The organism is Streptomyces sp. NPDC026575 (assembly GCF_055567415.1).
On the sequence record NZ_JBVHQM010000010.1, the window covers coordinates 46,460 to 61,861 of the forward strand.

Here is a 15,402-nt window from a genome sequence, read left to right on the forward strand (position 1 = left end):
TCCTTGTGTGCGTGGGTGAGGTGCGTGCGGTCCGGGCGCGGCCCCGCGGGTCGGTCCGTGCGGTCCGTGCGGTTTTCAGTCCGCGACGACGGCGAGCAGCGCGCCCACCTCGACCTGCCGGCCGGTGCGGACGGGCAGGGCGGTGAGCGTGCCGGCGGCCGGTGCGGTGATCTTGTGTTCCATCTTCATCGCCTCCAGCCACATCAGGGTCTGGCCCGCTTCGACCCGGGATCCCTCGCCCAGCCCGTCGGCGATGCGGACGACCGTGCCGGGCATGGGGGCCAGCAGCGAACCGGGCTCCGTACGGGCCGCGGGGTCGGGGAAGCGGGGCAGTGCGGTCAGGGCCCAGGAGCCCTGGGGGGTGTCGACGTGCACCCGCTCGCCGTAGCGGGTGACGGTGAACTCCCGGCGCAGGCCGTCCACTTCGAGGACCACCCCGGTGGCGGAGGAGGCCAGCAGCCGGACGCCGGGGAGGCCCTCGGCGTGCAGATGGCCGCGGGCCAGGCGGTAGCGGACCTCGTGCGGGGTGCCGTCGCAGTCGTAGGTCTTGGCCTGCGGGGCGGAGGGGACGTTGCGAAAGCCCCCGAAGCGGGACCTGCCGTGGGCGTCGGCGAGGGCCGCGGCCAGCGCCGCCACCCGTGCGGCCGCCAGGTCGCCGGGCCCGGTCAGCTCCGCCAGGTTGCGGTCGTAGAAGCCGGTGTCCAGGCCCGCCGGGTCGGTGAACTCCGGGTGGCGCAGGGAGCGCACGAGCAGGGCGCGGTTGGTGGCGGGGCCGTGGATGCGGGCGCGTTCCAGGGCGCCGGCCAGTTTGCGCACGGCCTCCTCGCGGGTCGGTGCCCAGGCGATGGCCTTGGCGAGCAGGGCGTCGTAGTGGACGGTGACCGTGTCGCCGCCGGTGACGCCGGAGTCCAGGCGGACGCCGTCGGGCAGGGTGAGGCGGTGCAGGGTGCCGGTCTGCGGCTGCCAGCCGGCCGCCGGGTCCTCGGCGTAGAGGCGGGCCTCGACGGCGTGCCCCGCGGGCTCGGGCGGTCGGGCGTCCAGCGGCCGGCCCTCGGCGATCCGGATCTGCAGGGCGACCAGGTCGAGGCGGTAGATCTCCTCGGTGACCGGGTGCTCGACCTGCAGGCGGGTGTTCGTCTCCAGGAAGTACGCCCGCCCGTCGGCCGACACCAGGAACTCCACGGTGCCGGCGCCGCGGTAGCCGATGGCGCGGGCGGCCCGCTCCGCGGCCCGGTGCAGGGTCGCGCGCAGCTCCTCGGGCAGCCCGGGGGCGGGCGCCTCCTCGACGACCTTCTGGTGGCGGCGCTGGAGGGAGCAGTCGCGGGTGCCGAGCGTCCAGACCGTGCCGTGGGCGTCGGCGAGGATCTGCACCTCGACGTGGCGGCCGCCGACGACGTACGGCTCGACGAAGACCTCGCCGTCCCCGAAGGCGGCCGCCGCCTCGACCTCGGCGGCCTTCAACTCGCCCGGCAGGTCCGCCAGTTCGCGCACCACACGCATACCGCGGCCGCCGCCGCCCGCGGCCGCCTTCACCAGCAGGGGCAGCTCGTCCACGGTGGCGGCGGCCGGGTCCACGGGGGACAGCAGCGGCACCCCGGCCGCCGCCATCAGCTCCTTGGAGCGGGTCTTGGAGGCCATCGCCTCGATGGCGGCGGGCGGCGGGCCGATCCAGGTCAGGCCCGCGTCGGCCACCGCCGCCGCGAAGCCGGCGTTCTCGGAGAGGAAGCCGTAGCCGGGGTGGACGGCGTCGGCGCCGGCGGCCAGCGCCGCCCGCACGATCAGCTCGCCGCGCAGGTAGGTGTCGGCGGGGGCGTCGCCGGGGAGGCGGACGGCGGTGTCGGCCTCCCGGACGTGCGGGGCGCCGGCATCGGCGTCGGAGTGCACGGCGACGGTGGCGATGCCCAGTTCGCGGCAGGTGCGCAGGACTCGGCGGGCGATTTCGCCGCGGTTGGCGACAAGTACGGAGCGGATCATTTCTGCCTCACATCCGGAAGACGCCGAAGCCGCCCCGCGCGCCCTCGACGGGGGCGGTGTGCACGGCGGACAGGCACAGGCCGAGGACGGTGCGGGTGTCGCGCGGGTCGATGACGCCGTCGTCGTAGAGCCGCCCGGACAGGAACATCGGCAGCGACTCCGCCTCGATCTGCTGCTCGACCATCGCGCGCAGCCCGGCGTCCGCGTCCTCGTCGTAGGGCTGCCCCTTGGCGGCCGCCGAGGCGCGGGCGACGATCGACAGCACGCCGGCCAGCTGCTGCGGGCCCATGACGGCGGACTTGGCGGACGGCCAGGCGAACAGGAAGCGGGGGTCGAAGGCGCGGCCGCACATGCCGTAGTGCCCCGCGCCGTAGGAGGCGCCCATCAGGACGGACAGGTGCGGGACCTTGGAGTTGGACACCGCGTTGATCATCATCGCGCCGTGCTTGATGATGCCGCCCTGCTCGTACTCCTTGCCGACCATGTAGCCGGTGGTGTGGTGCAGGAAGAGCAGGGGGATGTCGCGCTGGTTGGCGAGCTGGATGAACTGCGCGGCCTTCTGGGACTCGGCGCTGAACAGCACGCCCTGGGCGTTGGCGAGGATGCCGACCGGGTAGCCGTGCAGTTCGGCCCAGCCGGTGACCAGGCTCGGCCCGTACAGCGGCTTGAACTCGTCGAAGTCGGAGCCGTCCACGATCCGGGCGATGACCTCGCGCGGGTCGAAGGGCGCCTTGAGGTCGCCGGGGACGATGCCGAGCAGCTCCTCCTCGTCGTACTTCGGGGGTGCCGCGGGGCCCGGATCGGGGTGCGCCTTGCGCCAGTTCAGGCGGGCGACGACCCGCCGGGCGCGGTGCAGCGCGTCCGGTTCGTCGACCGCGAAGTGGTCCGCGAGGCCCGAGGTGCGGGCGTGCATCTCGGCGCCGCCCAGCGACTCGTCGTCGCTCTCCTCGCCGGTCGCCATCTTCACCAGCGGCGGCCCGCCCAGGAAGACCTTGGCGCGCTCCTTGACCATGATGACGTGGTCGGACATGCCGGGGACGTAGGCACCCCCGGCGGTGGAGTTGCCGAAGACCACCGCCACGGTCGGGATGCCGGCCGCCGAGAGCCGGGTGAGGTCCTTGAACAGCGCCCCGCCCGGGATGAAGATCTCCTTCTGGCTGGGCAGGTCGGCGCCGCCGGACTCGACGAGGGAGACCACCGGGAGCCGGTTGGCGAAGGCGATCTCGTTGGCGCGCAGGGCCTTCTTCAGCGTCCAGGGGTTGGAGGCGCCGCCGCGCACGGTCGGGTCGTTGGCGGTGATCAGGCACTCCACGCCCTCGACGACGCCGATGCCGGTGACCAGCGAGGCGCCCACCTGATAGTCGCTCCCCCAGGCCGCGAGCGGCGACAGCTCCAGGAACGGGGTGTCGGGGTCGATCAGCAGCTCGATCCGCTCCCGGGCGAGCAGCTTGCCGCGCCCCCGGTGCCGGGCGACGTACTTCTCGCCGCCGCCCGCGATCGCCTTGGCGTGCTCGGCCTCGACGTCCGCGAGCCTGGCGAGCATCGCCGCCCGCCGCTCGGTGTACTCGGCGCTCGTCGGGTCGAGCCCGGTTGTCGGCACGGTCAACACAACACCTCCGGTATGTCCATGTGCCGCGCGCGCAGCCACTCCCCCACGGCCTTGGCCTGCGGGTCGAAGCGGGCCTGCGCCGCGACGCCCTCGCCGAGCAGCCCCTCGACGACGAAGTTGAGCGCGCGCAGATTCGGCAGTACGTGCCGGTCGACCGACAACTCGGCGGTCTCCGGGAGGAGTTGGCGCAGCCGCTCGACGGTCAGCGTGTGCGCCAGCCAGCGCCATGCCTGGTCGCCGCGGGCCCAGACCCCGATGTTCGCCGCGCCGCCCTTGTCCCCGCTGCGGGCGCCGGCGACCAGGCCGAGCGGGGCCCGCCGGGTGGTCCCGGCCGGCAGCGGTTCGGGCAGCGGCGGGTCCGGCAGCCGCACCAGTGGCCGCGTCCGCCCCGGAGGGGGGATGGCCAGGCGGGTGCCGTCCGGCAGCACGGCGGTGTGCGCCACCTCCGCCGCGGGCACCGCGACCGCCTCGAAGACCCCGTAGGGGGAGCCCTTGCCGGGCGGTGCGGTGACGTGGAAGCCGGGGTAGCTGGCCAGCGCCAGCTCGATCGCGGCGCCGCTGACCGCCCGCCCCACCGCGTCCTGGTCGCCGTCGCGCACCACCAGCCGCAGCAGCGCGGCGGCCTCCTCCTGGACGTCGGCGTCGGGCCGGTCGGTGCGCGCCAGCGTCCAGCGCACCTCGGCCGGGCGGCGGCCGGCCGCCTCGAACGCCGCGTCCATCTGCGCCTTGACCAGCTCCGCCTTGTCCTCGACGGCCAGCCCGGTCAGCACGAAGGTGACCTCGTTGCGCCAGCCGCCGAGGCGGGTCAGCCCGGTCTTGAGGGTCGGCGGCGGCGCCTCGCCGCGCACCCCCTCGATCCGGACCCGGTCCGGCGCCTGCGCCACCACGCGTGCGGTGTCCAGCCGCGCGGTGACGTCCGGGCCGGCGTAGCGCGCGCCGGAGGTCTCGTAGAGCAGCTGGGCGGTGACCGTGCCGACGTCGACCACCCCGCCCGTCCCCGGGTGCTTGGTGACCACCGCCGAGCCGTCCCGGGCGATCTCGGCGAGCGGGAAGCCGGGCCGCCGCACGTCGTGGTCGCCGAAGAACGCGTAGTTCCCGCCGGTCGCCTGGGTCCCGCACTCCAGCACATGCCCCGCGACCACCGCACCGGCCAGCTGGTCGAGGTCCTCCGGCCGCCAGCCGAAGTGCGCCTGGGCGGCGCCGCAGACCAGCGCGGCGTCGGTGACCCGCCCGGTGACCACCACATCGGCCCCGGCCCGCAGGCAGGCGGCGATCCCGCCGCCGCCCAGGTAGGCGTTGGCGGTCAGCACGCCCTCGCCCCACCCCCCGCGGGCCAGCAGGTCGTCGCCCTCGACGTGCGCCACCCGCACCGGCACCCCGGCCCTGTCCGCCAACTCCCGTACGGCGTCGGCGAGTCCGGCCGGATTGAGCCCGCCGGCGTTGGCGACGATCCGCACCCCGCGCTCGACGGCCAGGCCGAGTCCCTCCTCCAGCTGGCGCAGGAAGGTCCGGGCGTAGCCGCGGGCGGGGTCCTTCAGGCGGTCGCGGCCCAGGATCAGCATGGTCAGCTCGGCGAGGTAGTCGCCGGTCAGTACGTCCAGGGGGCCGCCGGTGAGCATCTCGCGCAGCGCGTCGAAGCGGTCGCCGTAGAAGCCGGAGGCGTTGCCGACCCGCAGGACGTCGGGGTCCGCCCCCAGGGGGCGGGCGGGGGTGCCGTCGCCGCTCATGCGGCGCCGCCCTTGCCGGAGGGCCCGCGGCCCTTGCCCGGCGGTCCCGCGAAGGCCTGCGCGATCCCCAGCCAGCGCTGCGCCTCGGCCCCCTCGGCCCGCAGGGAGGGCAGATCGTCGCGGTGCGCCCGCTGGGTCACCAGCAGGCAGAACTCCAGCGCGCCACCGGTGACCCGCTGCCGGGCCTCGGGCGGCCCGTAGGCCCATACGCTGCCGTCCGGCGCCCGCAGCTCCACCCGGAACTCCTCCTCGGGCGGGGCGAGCTGATGCGTGACGAAGGCGAAGTCGCGGGTGCGCACGCCGATGCGGGCGATATGCCGCAGCCGTGCGGTGGGCAGCCGGGTGACGCCCAGCGCGTCGGCGATGTCCTGGCCGTGCGCCCAGGTCTCCATCAGCCGCGCGGTGGCCATCGACGCGACGCTCATCGGCGGGCCGTACCACGGCAGCTTCTCCCCCGCCGGGTGTGCGGCGAGCGCCCGGGACAGCTCCCGGCGGCCGGTGCGCCAGTCGGCGAGCAGCTGCTCCGGCGGCGCCTGGGCACCGGCCTCGGCGGCCTCGTCGACGAAGGTGAGCGGTGCGGCGAGCGCCTCCTGGGCGGCGCGGGCGAACGCTTCGGGGTCGGTGGCCGCGAGCAGCGCCTGGCGGTCGGTCCACGCCAGATGCGCGATCTGGTGGGCGAGGGTCCACCCCTCGGCGGGTGTGGGCGCCCGCCAGCGCGCGGCCGGCAGCTCGGCGACCAGCGCGTCCAGTTCCTCGCTCTCCGCCCTGAGATCGGCCAGTACGGGACCGGCATCCAACACGCGGCACTCCCCTCGTCGGCCCATGTGCCGGGCGGCCAGGGCGGGTTGACAGGCGTCGTGGTGCGTTACGGGTTCCGCACCGAGGGTGGCAGCGCACGGAGAAACAATCAAGCATGCATGCATGATTTCTGGGCCCGGGCGGCACCACGGGCCATGCGGGAGTACCGGGGCGCCCGCCTCACCAGCCAGGGACGGGCGCCTCACCAGCCAGAAAGGCGCGCGCCACCGGACCGGGGCGCGCGCCTCATCAGCCCATGAGTGCGATCAGGCCATGAGTGCGATCAGGCCATGGGCGTCAGCGGCCCGCCGCGGACCGCACCGCACCCACGCTCGCGACCACGACCAGCCCGATCGCGACGATCTCCGCCCAGCCCAGGGCCTGGCCCAGCACCAGGAAGCCGGCGGTGGCCGCCGCGGCCGGCTCCAGGCTCATCATGACCGCGAAGCCGGAGGCCGGGAGCTTGCGCAGGGCGAGCAGCTCCAGGGTGTAGGGCAGGACGGACGACATCAGGGCGACCGCGGCGCCCAGGCCCAGGGTGACCGGGTCGAGCAGTGCGGTGCCCGCGCTGAGGACGCCGAGCGGCAGGCTCAGCAGCGCGGCGACGGTCATCGCCAGCGCCAGCCCGTCGGCCTGCGGGAAGCGCTGCCCCGTACGGGCGGAGAGCAGGATGTACGCGGCCCACAGGCCACCGGCAGCCAGGGCGCAGCCCGCGCCGACGAGATTGAGCGAGTCGAACCCCTCACGCCCCAGCAGCACCACTCCGCCCAGCGCCAGCGCCGCCCACACCACGCTGAGCAGCCGCCGCGAGGTGGCCACCGAAAGGATCAGCGGTCCGAGGAACTCCAGGGTGACCGCGGCACCCAGCGGAATCCGGTCGATCGCCTGGTAGAAGAGCGAGTTCATCCCGACCAGGGCGACGCCGAAGGCGAGGACCGTGGCCCAGTCGCCGCGCGAGTGGCCGCGCACCTTGGGGCGGCAGAAGAGCAGCAGGACCAGGGAGGCGACGACCAAGCGGAGGGTGACCACGCCCAGCGCACCGGCCCGCGGGAAGAGCAGCACCGCCACCGAGGAGCCGAACTGCAGCGAGACGATCCCGCCGATCACCAGCGCGACCGACCCGAGCCGCCCGCGCGCCCCCGGCGCCCCCGCCCGGTCGGCCTCGGCCTGTGCTGTCAGCACCTCGGGCGACGGCGGCACCGGATGCGGGACCGCCCCGTCACCGGGGGCCGCGGTGGTGAGTTCTGTGGCGGGTATGCGTCCCTCGGGACCGGCAGGCGAAGCGTTCACCCCACCACGCTAAGGCCCGCCGTTCTCGTCCGTGAAATGCCTTTTCCCCTGTTGTTATGCTCCGCGCGCATGAGCATCGAGCTGCGTCATCTCCGCTGCTTTCTCGCCATCGCCGACACCCTCAGCGTGACCCGTGCCGCCGAGCGGCTGCACCTGACCCAGCCCGCCGTCTCCCGCACCCTGCGCCAGCTGGAGCAGGAGCTCGGCGTCCGCCTCGTCGACCGCTCCACCCACCACCTCACGCTCACGCCCGACGGCGCGGCCTTCCGCGACCGGGCCGCGGTCGCGGTCGCCGCCTTCGACCGGGCCCTGGGCTTCGCGCACCACCCCGGCTGGCCGCTGCGCCTGGGGCACGCCTGGTCGGCCGCCGGTACGGACACCACCGCGCTGCTGCGCCGCTGGCACAAGGAGCACCCCGGCACGCCGCTGGAACTCCTGCGCATCGACGACCGCACGGCCGGTCTGGCCCGCGGCGCGGTCGACGCCGCCCTGCTGCGCGGCGACGTGCACGCCCCCGGCCTGGTCACCGAGCAGCTCACCACCGAACCCCGGGTCGCCGGCCTCCCCGCCGACGACCCGCTGGCCCACCGCGCCGCCCTCTCCCTGACCGAGCTGGCCGACCGCACCATCGCCCTGAACACGGTCTCCGGCACCACCACCCTCGACCTGTGGCCGGCCTCGGCCCGCCCCTCCTCGACGATCACCATCGGCAACACCGACGACTGGCTCGCCGCCATCACCGGCGGCCGCGCGGTGGGCGTCACCACCTCCGCCACCGCCGAGATGCACCCGCACCCCTCGATGGCGTACGTCCCGCTCACCGACGCCCCGCCGGTCCCGGTGGTCATCGCCCGCCGCGACGGGCCGGGACATCCGCGCATCCCGGACCTGGTCGCGCTGGCCCACGAGGTCATGGGGCGCCACCGCGGGCGGCAGTAGTCCGGCCCTGGCTGCCTCTGCCCCGCGGTCGTCACTCCTGGCGATCCAGCGGACAGCGGTACTCCGGGCGCACCCGGTGCGGGGCCGTGGCTGGGGGCGGCCGGGCGAGTTCGGGACGGGCGAGGAGTGGCAACTCCTGCTCAAGAGCCGGGCCGACGGATACGCCGCGCTGGAGACGCACCTCCTGAAGCATCACCCGTGGAAGAACCCTGAGGTCTCGGCCGTTCCGCTCGTGGCCGGGTCGGATGCCTACCTACGCTGGATCGCTACCACCGTCGGGCCGATCTCCGGGCAGTAACTCCTTATGCATGGGCCTTCTCCAAAACCTCGGCGACGCCGGGCACGGTCCGGTGCTCGCCGAGCCGTCGTAGGACGGGAGCGAGCCGTTCCCGTGGGCGTACCGAAGCCACCCCGGCGCAGAGGTCCAGCGCTCGGCCCGTGACGGTCGCGGCTTGCTCGACCTCCCCGGCTGTCAGGTAGGAGTCGGCCAGCCACGACAGGTACAGGCTCTTATCCCTGGCGTGGGTGTCGTCGTACACGGCGAGCGCTGATTCCAGAACGGGAACGGCGCGCAGCGGACGCCGCAACTCCGTCCAGCACCGGCCGCTCATGATCAGCAACTCGTTGCGGTCGACCCACGCCACCCAGTCCGGTTGCGGAGTGTCGTCAGCCCCCGTCGCCCCGCCAGACGTTGTCGAAGGCGGCCTCGTCGATGGCGCGCCGCTGCCGTTCGAACTCCAGGTGGCGGACCGCGTCGTCGACGGCGGCGAGCACGGTGGCCACCGCGTCGTCGGCCACGTCCGGGGAGTCCTCGGTGCGCTGGTCCAGGACGCCGACGGTGGTCGCGAGGGCGGCGAGGACGGGCTCCTGCCCGCTCCAGCGGCTCACCGCCCGGCGGCGGCCTTCGGAGTCGGCCAGGCCCACCCGGCCCGCCCCGAAGGGCACCCAGCGGCGGTGCTCCCTGGTGAGCTGCCCCGCCGCCTCCAGCGCGGCGAGGTAGACCCCGGCCAGGCCGCGGCCCCTGCGCCACAGCCAGTCGTCGACGGTCTCGTACGGCGCCTGGCCGTCGAGCGCCGACGCGGCCTGCTCCAGGATGTCGTCGGACAGTGCCGGCCGGTAGCCCGGCACGATGCGCTCGCCGTCCAGCGTGACGGCTCCGGCGCCGAGGAGGTCGATCAGCTCGGCTCCCGCGAGCGCGAGCGAGAGATCGCCGCGCTCCAGGGGGCGGCTGGACTCCGCGTCCAGCGCCACGATCAGCAGGTCCCGCGGTGTGGTCATCAGCGGCTCCACGTCAGGGCCGGCGCCCCGCGTCGCGAGGGCGCGCGGGGCCGGGCGCCGGTGGGCCTCGGCCACGCCGGCGAGCACTCCCGTATACGAGCTTACGGAGCGCCGGGGGCCGCTGCATCCCGCGCCGGCGCCCGGCGCTCCACCGGAGTGCTCCACCGGAGTGCTCCACCGGAGGGGCCCCGGGCGGCGGCCCGGGTCAGCGGCCCTCCTCCTCCAGCGCCTGGGCCAGTACCTCCGCCAGGTGGCGGCCGGTCCGGCCCGCGAGCTGGTCGAGCTGGGTGCGGCAGGAGAAGCCGTCCGCGAGGATCTCCGCCTCGGGCGGAGACTGCCGCACCGCGGGCAGGAGTTGGTCCTCGGCGCAGGCCGCGGACACGTCGTAGTGGCCCCTCTCGAAGCCGAAATTGCCGGCCAGGCCGCAGCAGCCGCCGCTCAACTCACCGGTGAGCCCGGCGCGTTCGCGCAGCCGGCGGTCGGCCGCGTCGCCGAGGACGGCGTGCTGGTGGCAGTGGGTCTGGCCGGCGACGGGGCGGTCCAGGCGCGGGGGCCGCCAATCGGGGGCCAGCTCCTCCAGGGCCTCGGCGAAGGTGCGTACCTGGGAGGCGAGATGGGCGGCGCGGGGGTCGTCGGCGAGCAGCTCGGGCAGGTCGGTGCGCAGCGCGGCGGCGCAGCTCGGTTCGAGGACGACCAGCGGCCGGCCGGGCCGTACCAGGGGGGCAAGGACGTCGACGGTGCGGCGCATCACCGCACGGGCCCGGTCGAGCTGGCCGGTGGAGACATAGGTCAGACCGCAGCACAGGGGGCGGTGGCGGCGCGGCGGGCGGAGGCGCGGCGGCCCGTCGGACGCGGGGCGCGGCGGCGCGGTCGGCGGGAGGAGGGGGCGCAGACCGGCCGCTTCCAGGACCCGTACCGCGGAGCGGCCGACCTGCGGGGAGAGGTGGTCGGTGAAGGTGTCCGGCCACAGCACGACCGTGCGGGCGGCGCCGGCGGCCGGCTCGCCGGTGGACCGGTGCCGGCGCCACCACCAGCGGGTGAAGGTCTCCGCGGCCAGTTCCGGGACGGGCCGCTCGGGCGCGATGCCGGCGAGGCGCTTGCCGAGGGCGGCCAGCGGGGTGCGGGCGAGGGCGTTGAGGAGGGGGGCCGCCGGCGCCGCGGCGTGCAGCCACTGGGGCAGCCGGCCCATGGAGTAGTGGGCGGCGGGGCGGAGCCGGCCCTCGTAGTGGTGGTGGAGGAACTCCGCCTTGTAGGTGGCCATGTCGACGCCGACCGGGCAGTCGCTGCGGCAGCCCTTGCAGGACAGGCACAGGTCGAGGGCGTCGCGCACCTCCGGCGACCGCCAGCCGTCGGTGATCACCTCGCCGGCGAGCATCTCGTGCAGCAGCCGGGCCCGGCCGCGGGTGGAGTGCTGCTCGGCGCCGGTGGCGCGGAAGGACGGGCACATGACGTCCGTCGCACCGGGCGCGGTGTGGGCGTTGCGGCATTTGGCGACGCCCACACAGCGGCGTACGGCGGCCGAGAAGTCCCCGCCGTCGTGCGGGTAGCCGAAGGCGACCGGGACCGGGCCCTTGGGCAGCGGCGCGAAGCGCAGGTTGTCGTCGAGGCGGGCGGGGCGCACGAGCATGCCGGGGTTGAGGCCGGCGGCCGGGTCCCACAGGTCCTTGAAGCGCTCGAAGAGGCCGACCAGTTCCGGGCCGTACATCTTCGGCAGCAGCTCGGCGCGGGCCTGCCCGTCGCCGTGCTCCCCGGACAGCGATCCGCCGTAGGAGACGACCAACTCGCCCAGGTCGCAGGAGAACTCCCGGAAGCGGCGGATGCCGGGGGCGGTCAGCAGGTCGAAGTCGATGCGGACGTGGATGCAGCCGTCGCCGAAGTGGCCGTAGGGGGTGCCGCGCAGGCCGTGCTGGGCGAGCAGGGCGCGGAAGTCCCTCAGGTAGGGGCCGAGCCGGGCGGGCGGTACGGCGCAGTCCTCCCAGCCGGGCCAGGCTTCGGTGCCGTCGGGCAGCCGGGTCGCGGTGCCGGAGGCGTCCTCGCGGATCCGCCACAGCGCCCGCTGGCCGGCCGGGTCGGTGACCAGGGTGTGGTCGGTGGCGCCGTCGGCGGCCGCCGCCCGGCAGAGCGCCTCGGCGCGGGCGGCCGCCTCGGCGGGGCTCGCGCCGCCCATCTCGACGAACAGCCAGGCGCCGCCCTTGGGCAGCCCGGCCGCGCTGCCCACGAGGTCGGCGGCCATCCCCTCGACGGTCATGGGCTTGTGCGGCAGCAGGGTGTGGGCGGCCTCGGCGGCCGCGCTCTCGTCGGGGTAGCCAAGGACGGCCAGGGCGCGGGCCGCCGGGGTCGGCACGAGGGCGACGGTCGCCTCGGTCAGCACGCCGAGGGTGCCCTCGCTGCCGGTGAGGGCGCGCGCCAGGTCGGTGCCCGCCTCCGGCAGCAGCGCGTCCAGGGCGTAGCCGGAGATCCGGCGCGGGAGGTCGGGGTAGCCGGTGCGCAGCAGCGCCAACTCCCCGTCGACCAGGGCCTTGACGCCGTCCCGCAGGCGCGGCGGCAGTCCGGTGGGGGCGCCGGTGCGGTCCGTGCCGCGGCCGGCGCGCACCCGCTCGCCGCCGTAGGTCAGCAGCTGCAGGTCGCGGACGCTGTCGGCGGTGGTGCCCCAGGCCACCGAGTGCGACCCGCAGGAGTTGTTGCCGATCATGCCGCCGAGGGTGCAGCGGCTGTGGGTGGAGGGGTCGGGGCCGAAGGTCAGCCGGTGCGGGGCCGCGGCCGCCCGCAGGTCGTCGAGCACCACGCCGGGCTGCACCACGGCCGTCCGGCTCTCGGCGTCCAGCGACACGATCCGCCGCATATGGCGGGTGAAGTCCAGCACGACGCCGACGCCGGTCGCCTGGCCGGCGATACTGGTCCCGCCGCCGCGCGCCACCACCGGCACACCGTGCTCCCGGCACACCCGTAGCGCCGCCGCGACATCGTCGGCGTCCCGGGGCGCGACCACCGCCCGGGGCACCCGCCGGTAGTTGGACGCGTCCATCGTCATCAGCGCCCGGTCGGCCGCGGTGGACGAGACCTCCCCTCGTACCGCGGCCGCCAACTCCTTCATCAGGTCCCGCTGCTCCGTCACATTGCGATCAGCCATGTCCCCAGCCTGCCCACTGGGACCGGTCCATGAGGCCCTCGGCGGGGCCGATCCTCCGACGGGCCGTCAGCCGGCCCGGGAGGCCGCCGCGGCCGCCGGTTCGCGGCCCGGCGCCGCGGCCGCGGTCGGGTGGAAGCGGAAGACGTTCTGCGGGTCGTGGGCGGCCTTGAGCCCGGCCAGTCGGCGCTGTTCGTCGGCGTCGTGCGCGCTGCGCGCCACCTCGGCCGCGTCCGGCCGCTCCCCGTGGCCGCCGAAGAGGAAGTTCACGCTCCGGCCGAGCCGCCAGGGCGCGACGACCGCGAGCGCCTCGGCGTGCAGCGCCCGTACGGTCGCCAGGCCCGCGCCGGTGTCGTCCGCGGGCAGCGGCGAGAGCACCCGCAGCGCGTAGCGGGCGGTGCGGTGGCCGACGGCGCCGACGGCGCCGGGCGCCGCCATCGCTCCCCCGAGGTGGTTGAGCTGCACCACGCACATCGTCGGGGCGGCCGGGCCGGTCAGCGCGGCCACCCGGCGCAGCGCCGCCGCGTCCAGAGCGCCGAGCAGCGCGTTGTCGCCGTCGTAGGCGTGCGGATCGCTGGGGTCGCGGTGGATGGTGTGCGACTCCTCGTAGGCCATCTCGCGCAGGTCGTCGGCGACCCTCGGGCCCACCGCGCGCAGCGGCGCCACCAGCCGCTCGCCCTCCTCGGCGCTGCCGGTGTAGGCGATGCGGAGGTGCACGAGGTAGCGGCCGCGCAGGTCCGCCGGCAGCTGCGGCAGATCGGGGTAGGCCATCAGCGCGAGCGAGGACGTCAGCTCGTCGGGGACGGTCTCGGTCCAGCGCAGATACGCCGCCAGCGCCTCGTCGACCCGCTCCGCGCCGAACACCAGCTGCCCGCCGTACAGCCGCGCCACCGGCATCAGGCCGAACTCCATCGCGGTCACCACCCCCAGGCCGTGGCCGCCGCCGAGCAGCGCGGCGAACAGCTCCGGCTCGCGCTCGGCGGTGACGTGCCGCCGCCGGGCGTCGGCGGTGACCAGGTCGACGGAGCGTACGTGGTCCGCGGCGAAGCCGTAGGTGCGGGCCAGCACGCCGACCCCGCCCCCGAGGGTGTAGGAGACGACGCCGACGCCCGGGGAGGAGCCGTTGAGCGGCGCGAGCCCGTGCGGGGCGGCCGCCGCGATCACCTGGCCCCAGACGACGCCCGCCGCGACGCGGGCGGTACGGGCCGCCGCGTCGATGCGGACCTCGTCCATCCGCCGGGTGCTGATCAGCAGTCCGCCGTCGGTGGCGGCGGAGCGCCCGTGCCCGGTGGCCTGGACGGCGACGGGCAGCCCCTGCGCACGGGCGAAGCGCACCGCGGCGAGGACGTCGTCGGCGTGCCCGGCGCCGACGACGACGGCCGGCCGGTGCCGGTGGGCCAGCTGGAACCCGGACCGCTCCGCGTCGTAGCCGTCGTCGCCGGGGACGAGGACGACCCCGGTCACCTCCCGCTTCAGGGCGGCCAGGACGGCGGGGGAGAAGGGGAAGGCGGGGTGCGCGGGGGCGAGGTCGTCGATCTGCATGCCCCGCACCCTGCCGCGATAAGTTGACACCGGCCGTCATATATAAATCGGTCGGTGAAGTCCGACCGCCTGCTGTCGATCCTGCTGCTCCTCCAGACCCGCGGCCGGGTGCCGGCCGGGGAGCTCGCCGAGCGGCTGGAGGTCTCCCGCCGGACCGTCTACCGCGATATCGAGTCCCTGTCGGCGGCCGGTGTGCCGGTCTACGCCGAGCGCGGCCGGCACGGCGGGATCGCCCTGCTGCCCGGCTTCCGCACCGACGTCACGGGGCTGACCACCGACGAGGCGCGCGCCTTGTTCGTCCTGGCCGCACAGGGCGCCCACAGCGCCCTCGGCCTGGACGGCGCGCTCGGCTCGGCGCTGCGCAAGGTGATGGCCGCGCTGCCCGCACCGCACCGCCCGGCCGCTGAGCTGACCAGCCGCCGCATCCTGGTCGACCCGGACCGCTGGCTGGCCCGCCCGTCCCCCGCCGTCGACCTCGACGTGCTGCACACCGCCGTCTTCAGCGATCTGCGGCTGCGCATCCGCTACCGCCATAGCGGCGAGACCCGGCTGCGCACGTACACCGTCGATCCGTACGGACTGGTGGCGAAGGCCGGCACCTGGTACCTCGTCGCCGACCGGCGCGGCCGCCCGCAGCTCTTCCGGGCCGACCGGGTGGACCGCGCGACGCTCACCGACACCCCGGTGCGGCGGCGCCCCGGCGTGGAGCTCGCCGAGGTCTGGCGGCGGCTGCGGAGCCAGGTGGAGGACCGGCCCGCGGACGTCCGGGTCACCGCCCGCATCCGCCGCACACGACTGGATCTGGCCGTACGCATCCTGGGCGGGTCGCTGACCGGCCCGCCCCGTACGGGTGACACCGAAGCGGGCGGCGAGGACTGGGCCGTGCTCGAACTGGCCTACCCGGTCCTGCCCGCCGTCCGCCAGCTGCTCCAGTTCGGCGACGACGTCGAAGTGCTCGGCCCGCCCGCCGCCCGCCGGGTGATGGCGCGGGCCGCGGCCGCCATCGCCGGGGCGTACGCCGAGGACGGGCCGCCGCCGTGATCCCCGCCCGGCCTGTCCAGCCTGCGATCGGCGACCATCTCACCCGCTGGACGTGCCGCCGGACCCCGCAGCGCGAC

The 15,402-nt window shown here is 75.6% G+C and carries 12 protein-coding genes; 3 read left to right on the forward strand and 9 right to left on the reverse strand.

Features of this window, described 5'->3' with window-relative positions:
• Nucleotides 1-75: 75 nt before the first annotated feature.
• The 5 genes from ACZ4NB_RS15705 to ACZ4NB_RS15725 all read right to left on the reverse strand — a co-directional run bounded on the left by ACZ4NB_RS15705 (nt 76) and on the right by ACZ4NB_RS15725 (nt 7,290).
• Nucleotides 76-1,974, reverse strand: a complete 1,899-nt coding sequence (locus ACZ4NB_RS15705; protein WP_467661793.1) for an acetyl/propionyl/methylcrotonyl-CoA carboxylase subunit alpha — start codon at nt 1,972-1,974, stop codon at nt 76-78.
• 7 nt (nt 1,975-1,981) lie between these two features.
• Nucleotides 1,982-3,580: an acyl-CoA carboxylase subunit beta gene (locus ACZ4NB_RS15710; RefSeq protein WP_467661795.1), complete on the reverse strand. Its 1,599-nt coding sequence runs from the start codon at nt 3,578-3,580 to the stop codon at nt 1,982-1,984.
• Complete coding sequence (locus tag ACZ4NB_RS15715) at nt 3,577-5,310, reverse strand: acyclic terpene utilization AtuA family protein (protein ID WP_467661797.1); 1,734 nt, start codon at nt 5,308-5,310, stop codon at nt 3,577-3,579. The genes ACZ4NB_RS15710 and ACZ4NB_RS15715 overlap by 4 nt, the downstream gene beginning before the upstream one ends.
• Nucleotides 5,307-6,110 carry a TIGR03084 family metal-binding protein gene (locus ACZ4NB_RS15720; protein ID WP_467661799.1) on the reverse strand — a complete coding sequence of 268 codons (804 nt, stop codon included), beginning with the start codon at nt 6,108-6,110 and terminating at the stop codon, nt 5,307-5,309. Before ACZ4NB_RS15720 ends, ACZ4NB_RS15715 begins: the two co-directional genes overlap by 4 nt.
• Nucleotides 6,111-6,405: 295 nt before the next feature.
• Entirely contained in the window at nt 6,406-7,290 is an 885-nt protein-coding gene (locus ACZ4NB_RS15725) for an EamA family transporter (RefSeq protein ID WP_467662159.1), read from the reverse strand.
• 177 nt (nt 7,291-7,467) lie between these two features.
• Here ACZ4NB_RS15725 and ACZ4NB_RS15730 point away from each other — a divergent pair, with 177 nt between their 5' ends.
• Nucleotides 7,468-8,337, forward strand: a complete 870-nt coding sequence (locus ACZ4NB_RS15730) for a LysR family transcriptional regulator (RefSeq protein WP_467661801.1) — start codon at nt 7,468-7,470, stop codon at nt 8,335-8,337.
• A 76-nt stretch (nt 8,338-8,413) separates the two neighbouring features.
• Nucleotides 8,414-8,635 (forward strand): divalent cation tolerance protein CutA, encoded by a 222-nt coding sequence (gene cutA, locus ACZ4NB_RS15735; protein ID WP_467661802.1) that lies wholly within the window; start codon nt 8,414-8,416, stop codon nt 8,633-8,635.
• A 4-nt stretch (nt 8,636-8,639) separates the two neighbouring features.
• On the opposite strand, the gene ACZ4NB_RS15740 is transcribed toward cutA, so the two are convergent.
• The 4 genes from ACZ4NB_RS15740 to ACZ4NB_RS15755 form a co-directional block, all read right to left on the reverse strand.
• Nucleotides 8,640-8,981, reverse strand: coding sequence for a hypothetical protein (locus ACZ4NB_RS15740; protein ID WP_467661804.1), 342 nt, complete (start codon nt 8,979-8,981; stop codon nt 8,640-8,642).
• A gap of 22 nt (nt 8,982-9,003) precedes the next feature.
• Complete coding sequence (locus ACZ4NB_RS15745; RefSeq protein ID WP_467661806.1) at nt 9,004-9,615, reverse strand: GOLPH3/VPS74 family protein; 612 nt, start codon at nt 9,613-9,615, stop codon at nt 9,004-9,006.
• A gap of 205 nt (nt 9,616-9,820) precedes the next feature.
• Nucleotides 9,821-12,745 carry an FAD-binding and (Fe-S)-binding domain-containing protein gene (locus ACZ4NB_RS15750; RefSeq protein WP_467661808.1) on the reverse strand — a complete coding sequence of 975 codons (2,925 nt, stop codon included), beginning with the start codon at nt 12,743-12,745 and terminating at the stop codon, nt 9,821-9,823.
• 66 nt (nt 12,746-12,811) lie between these two features.
• On the reverse strand, nt 12,812-14,284 hold the full coding sequence (locus ACZ4NB_RS15755; RefSeq protein ID WP_467661810.1) for an FAD-binding oxidoreductase: 1,473 nt from the start codon (nt 14,282-14,284) through the stop codon (nt 12,812-12,814).
• A gap of 54 nt (nt 14,285-14,338) precedes the next feature.
• Between ACZ4NB_RS15755 and ACZ4NB_RS15760 the strand changes: the two genes are divergently transcribed.
• Entirely contained in the window at nt 14,339-15,325 is a 987-nt protein-coding gene (locus tag ACZ4NB_RS15760) for a helix-turn-helix transcriptional regulator (protein ID WP_467661812.1), read from the forward strand.
• Nucleotides 15,326-15,402 lie beyond the last annotated feature (77 nt).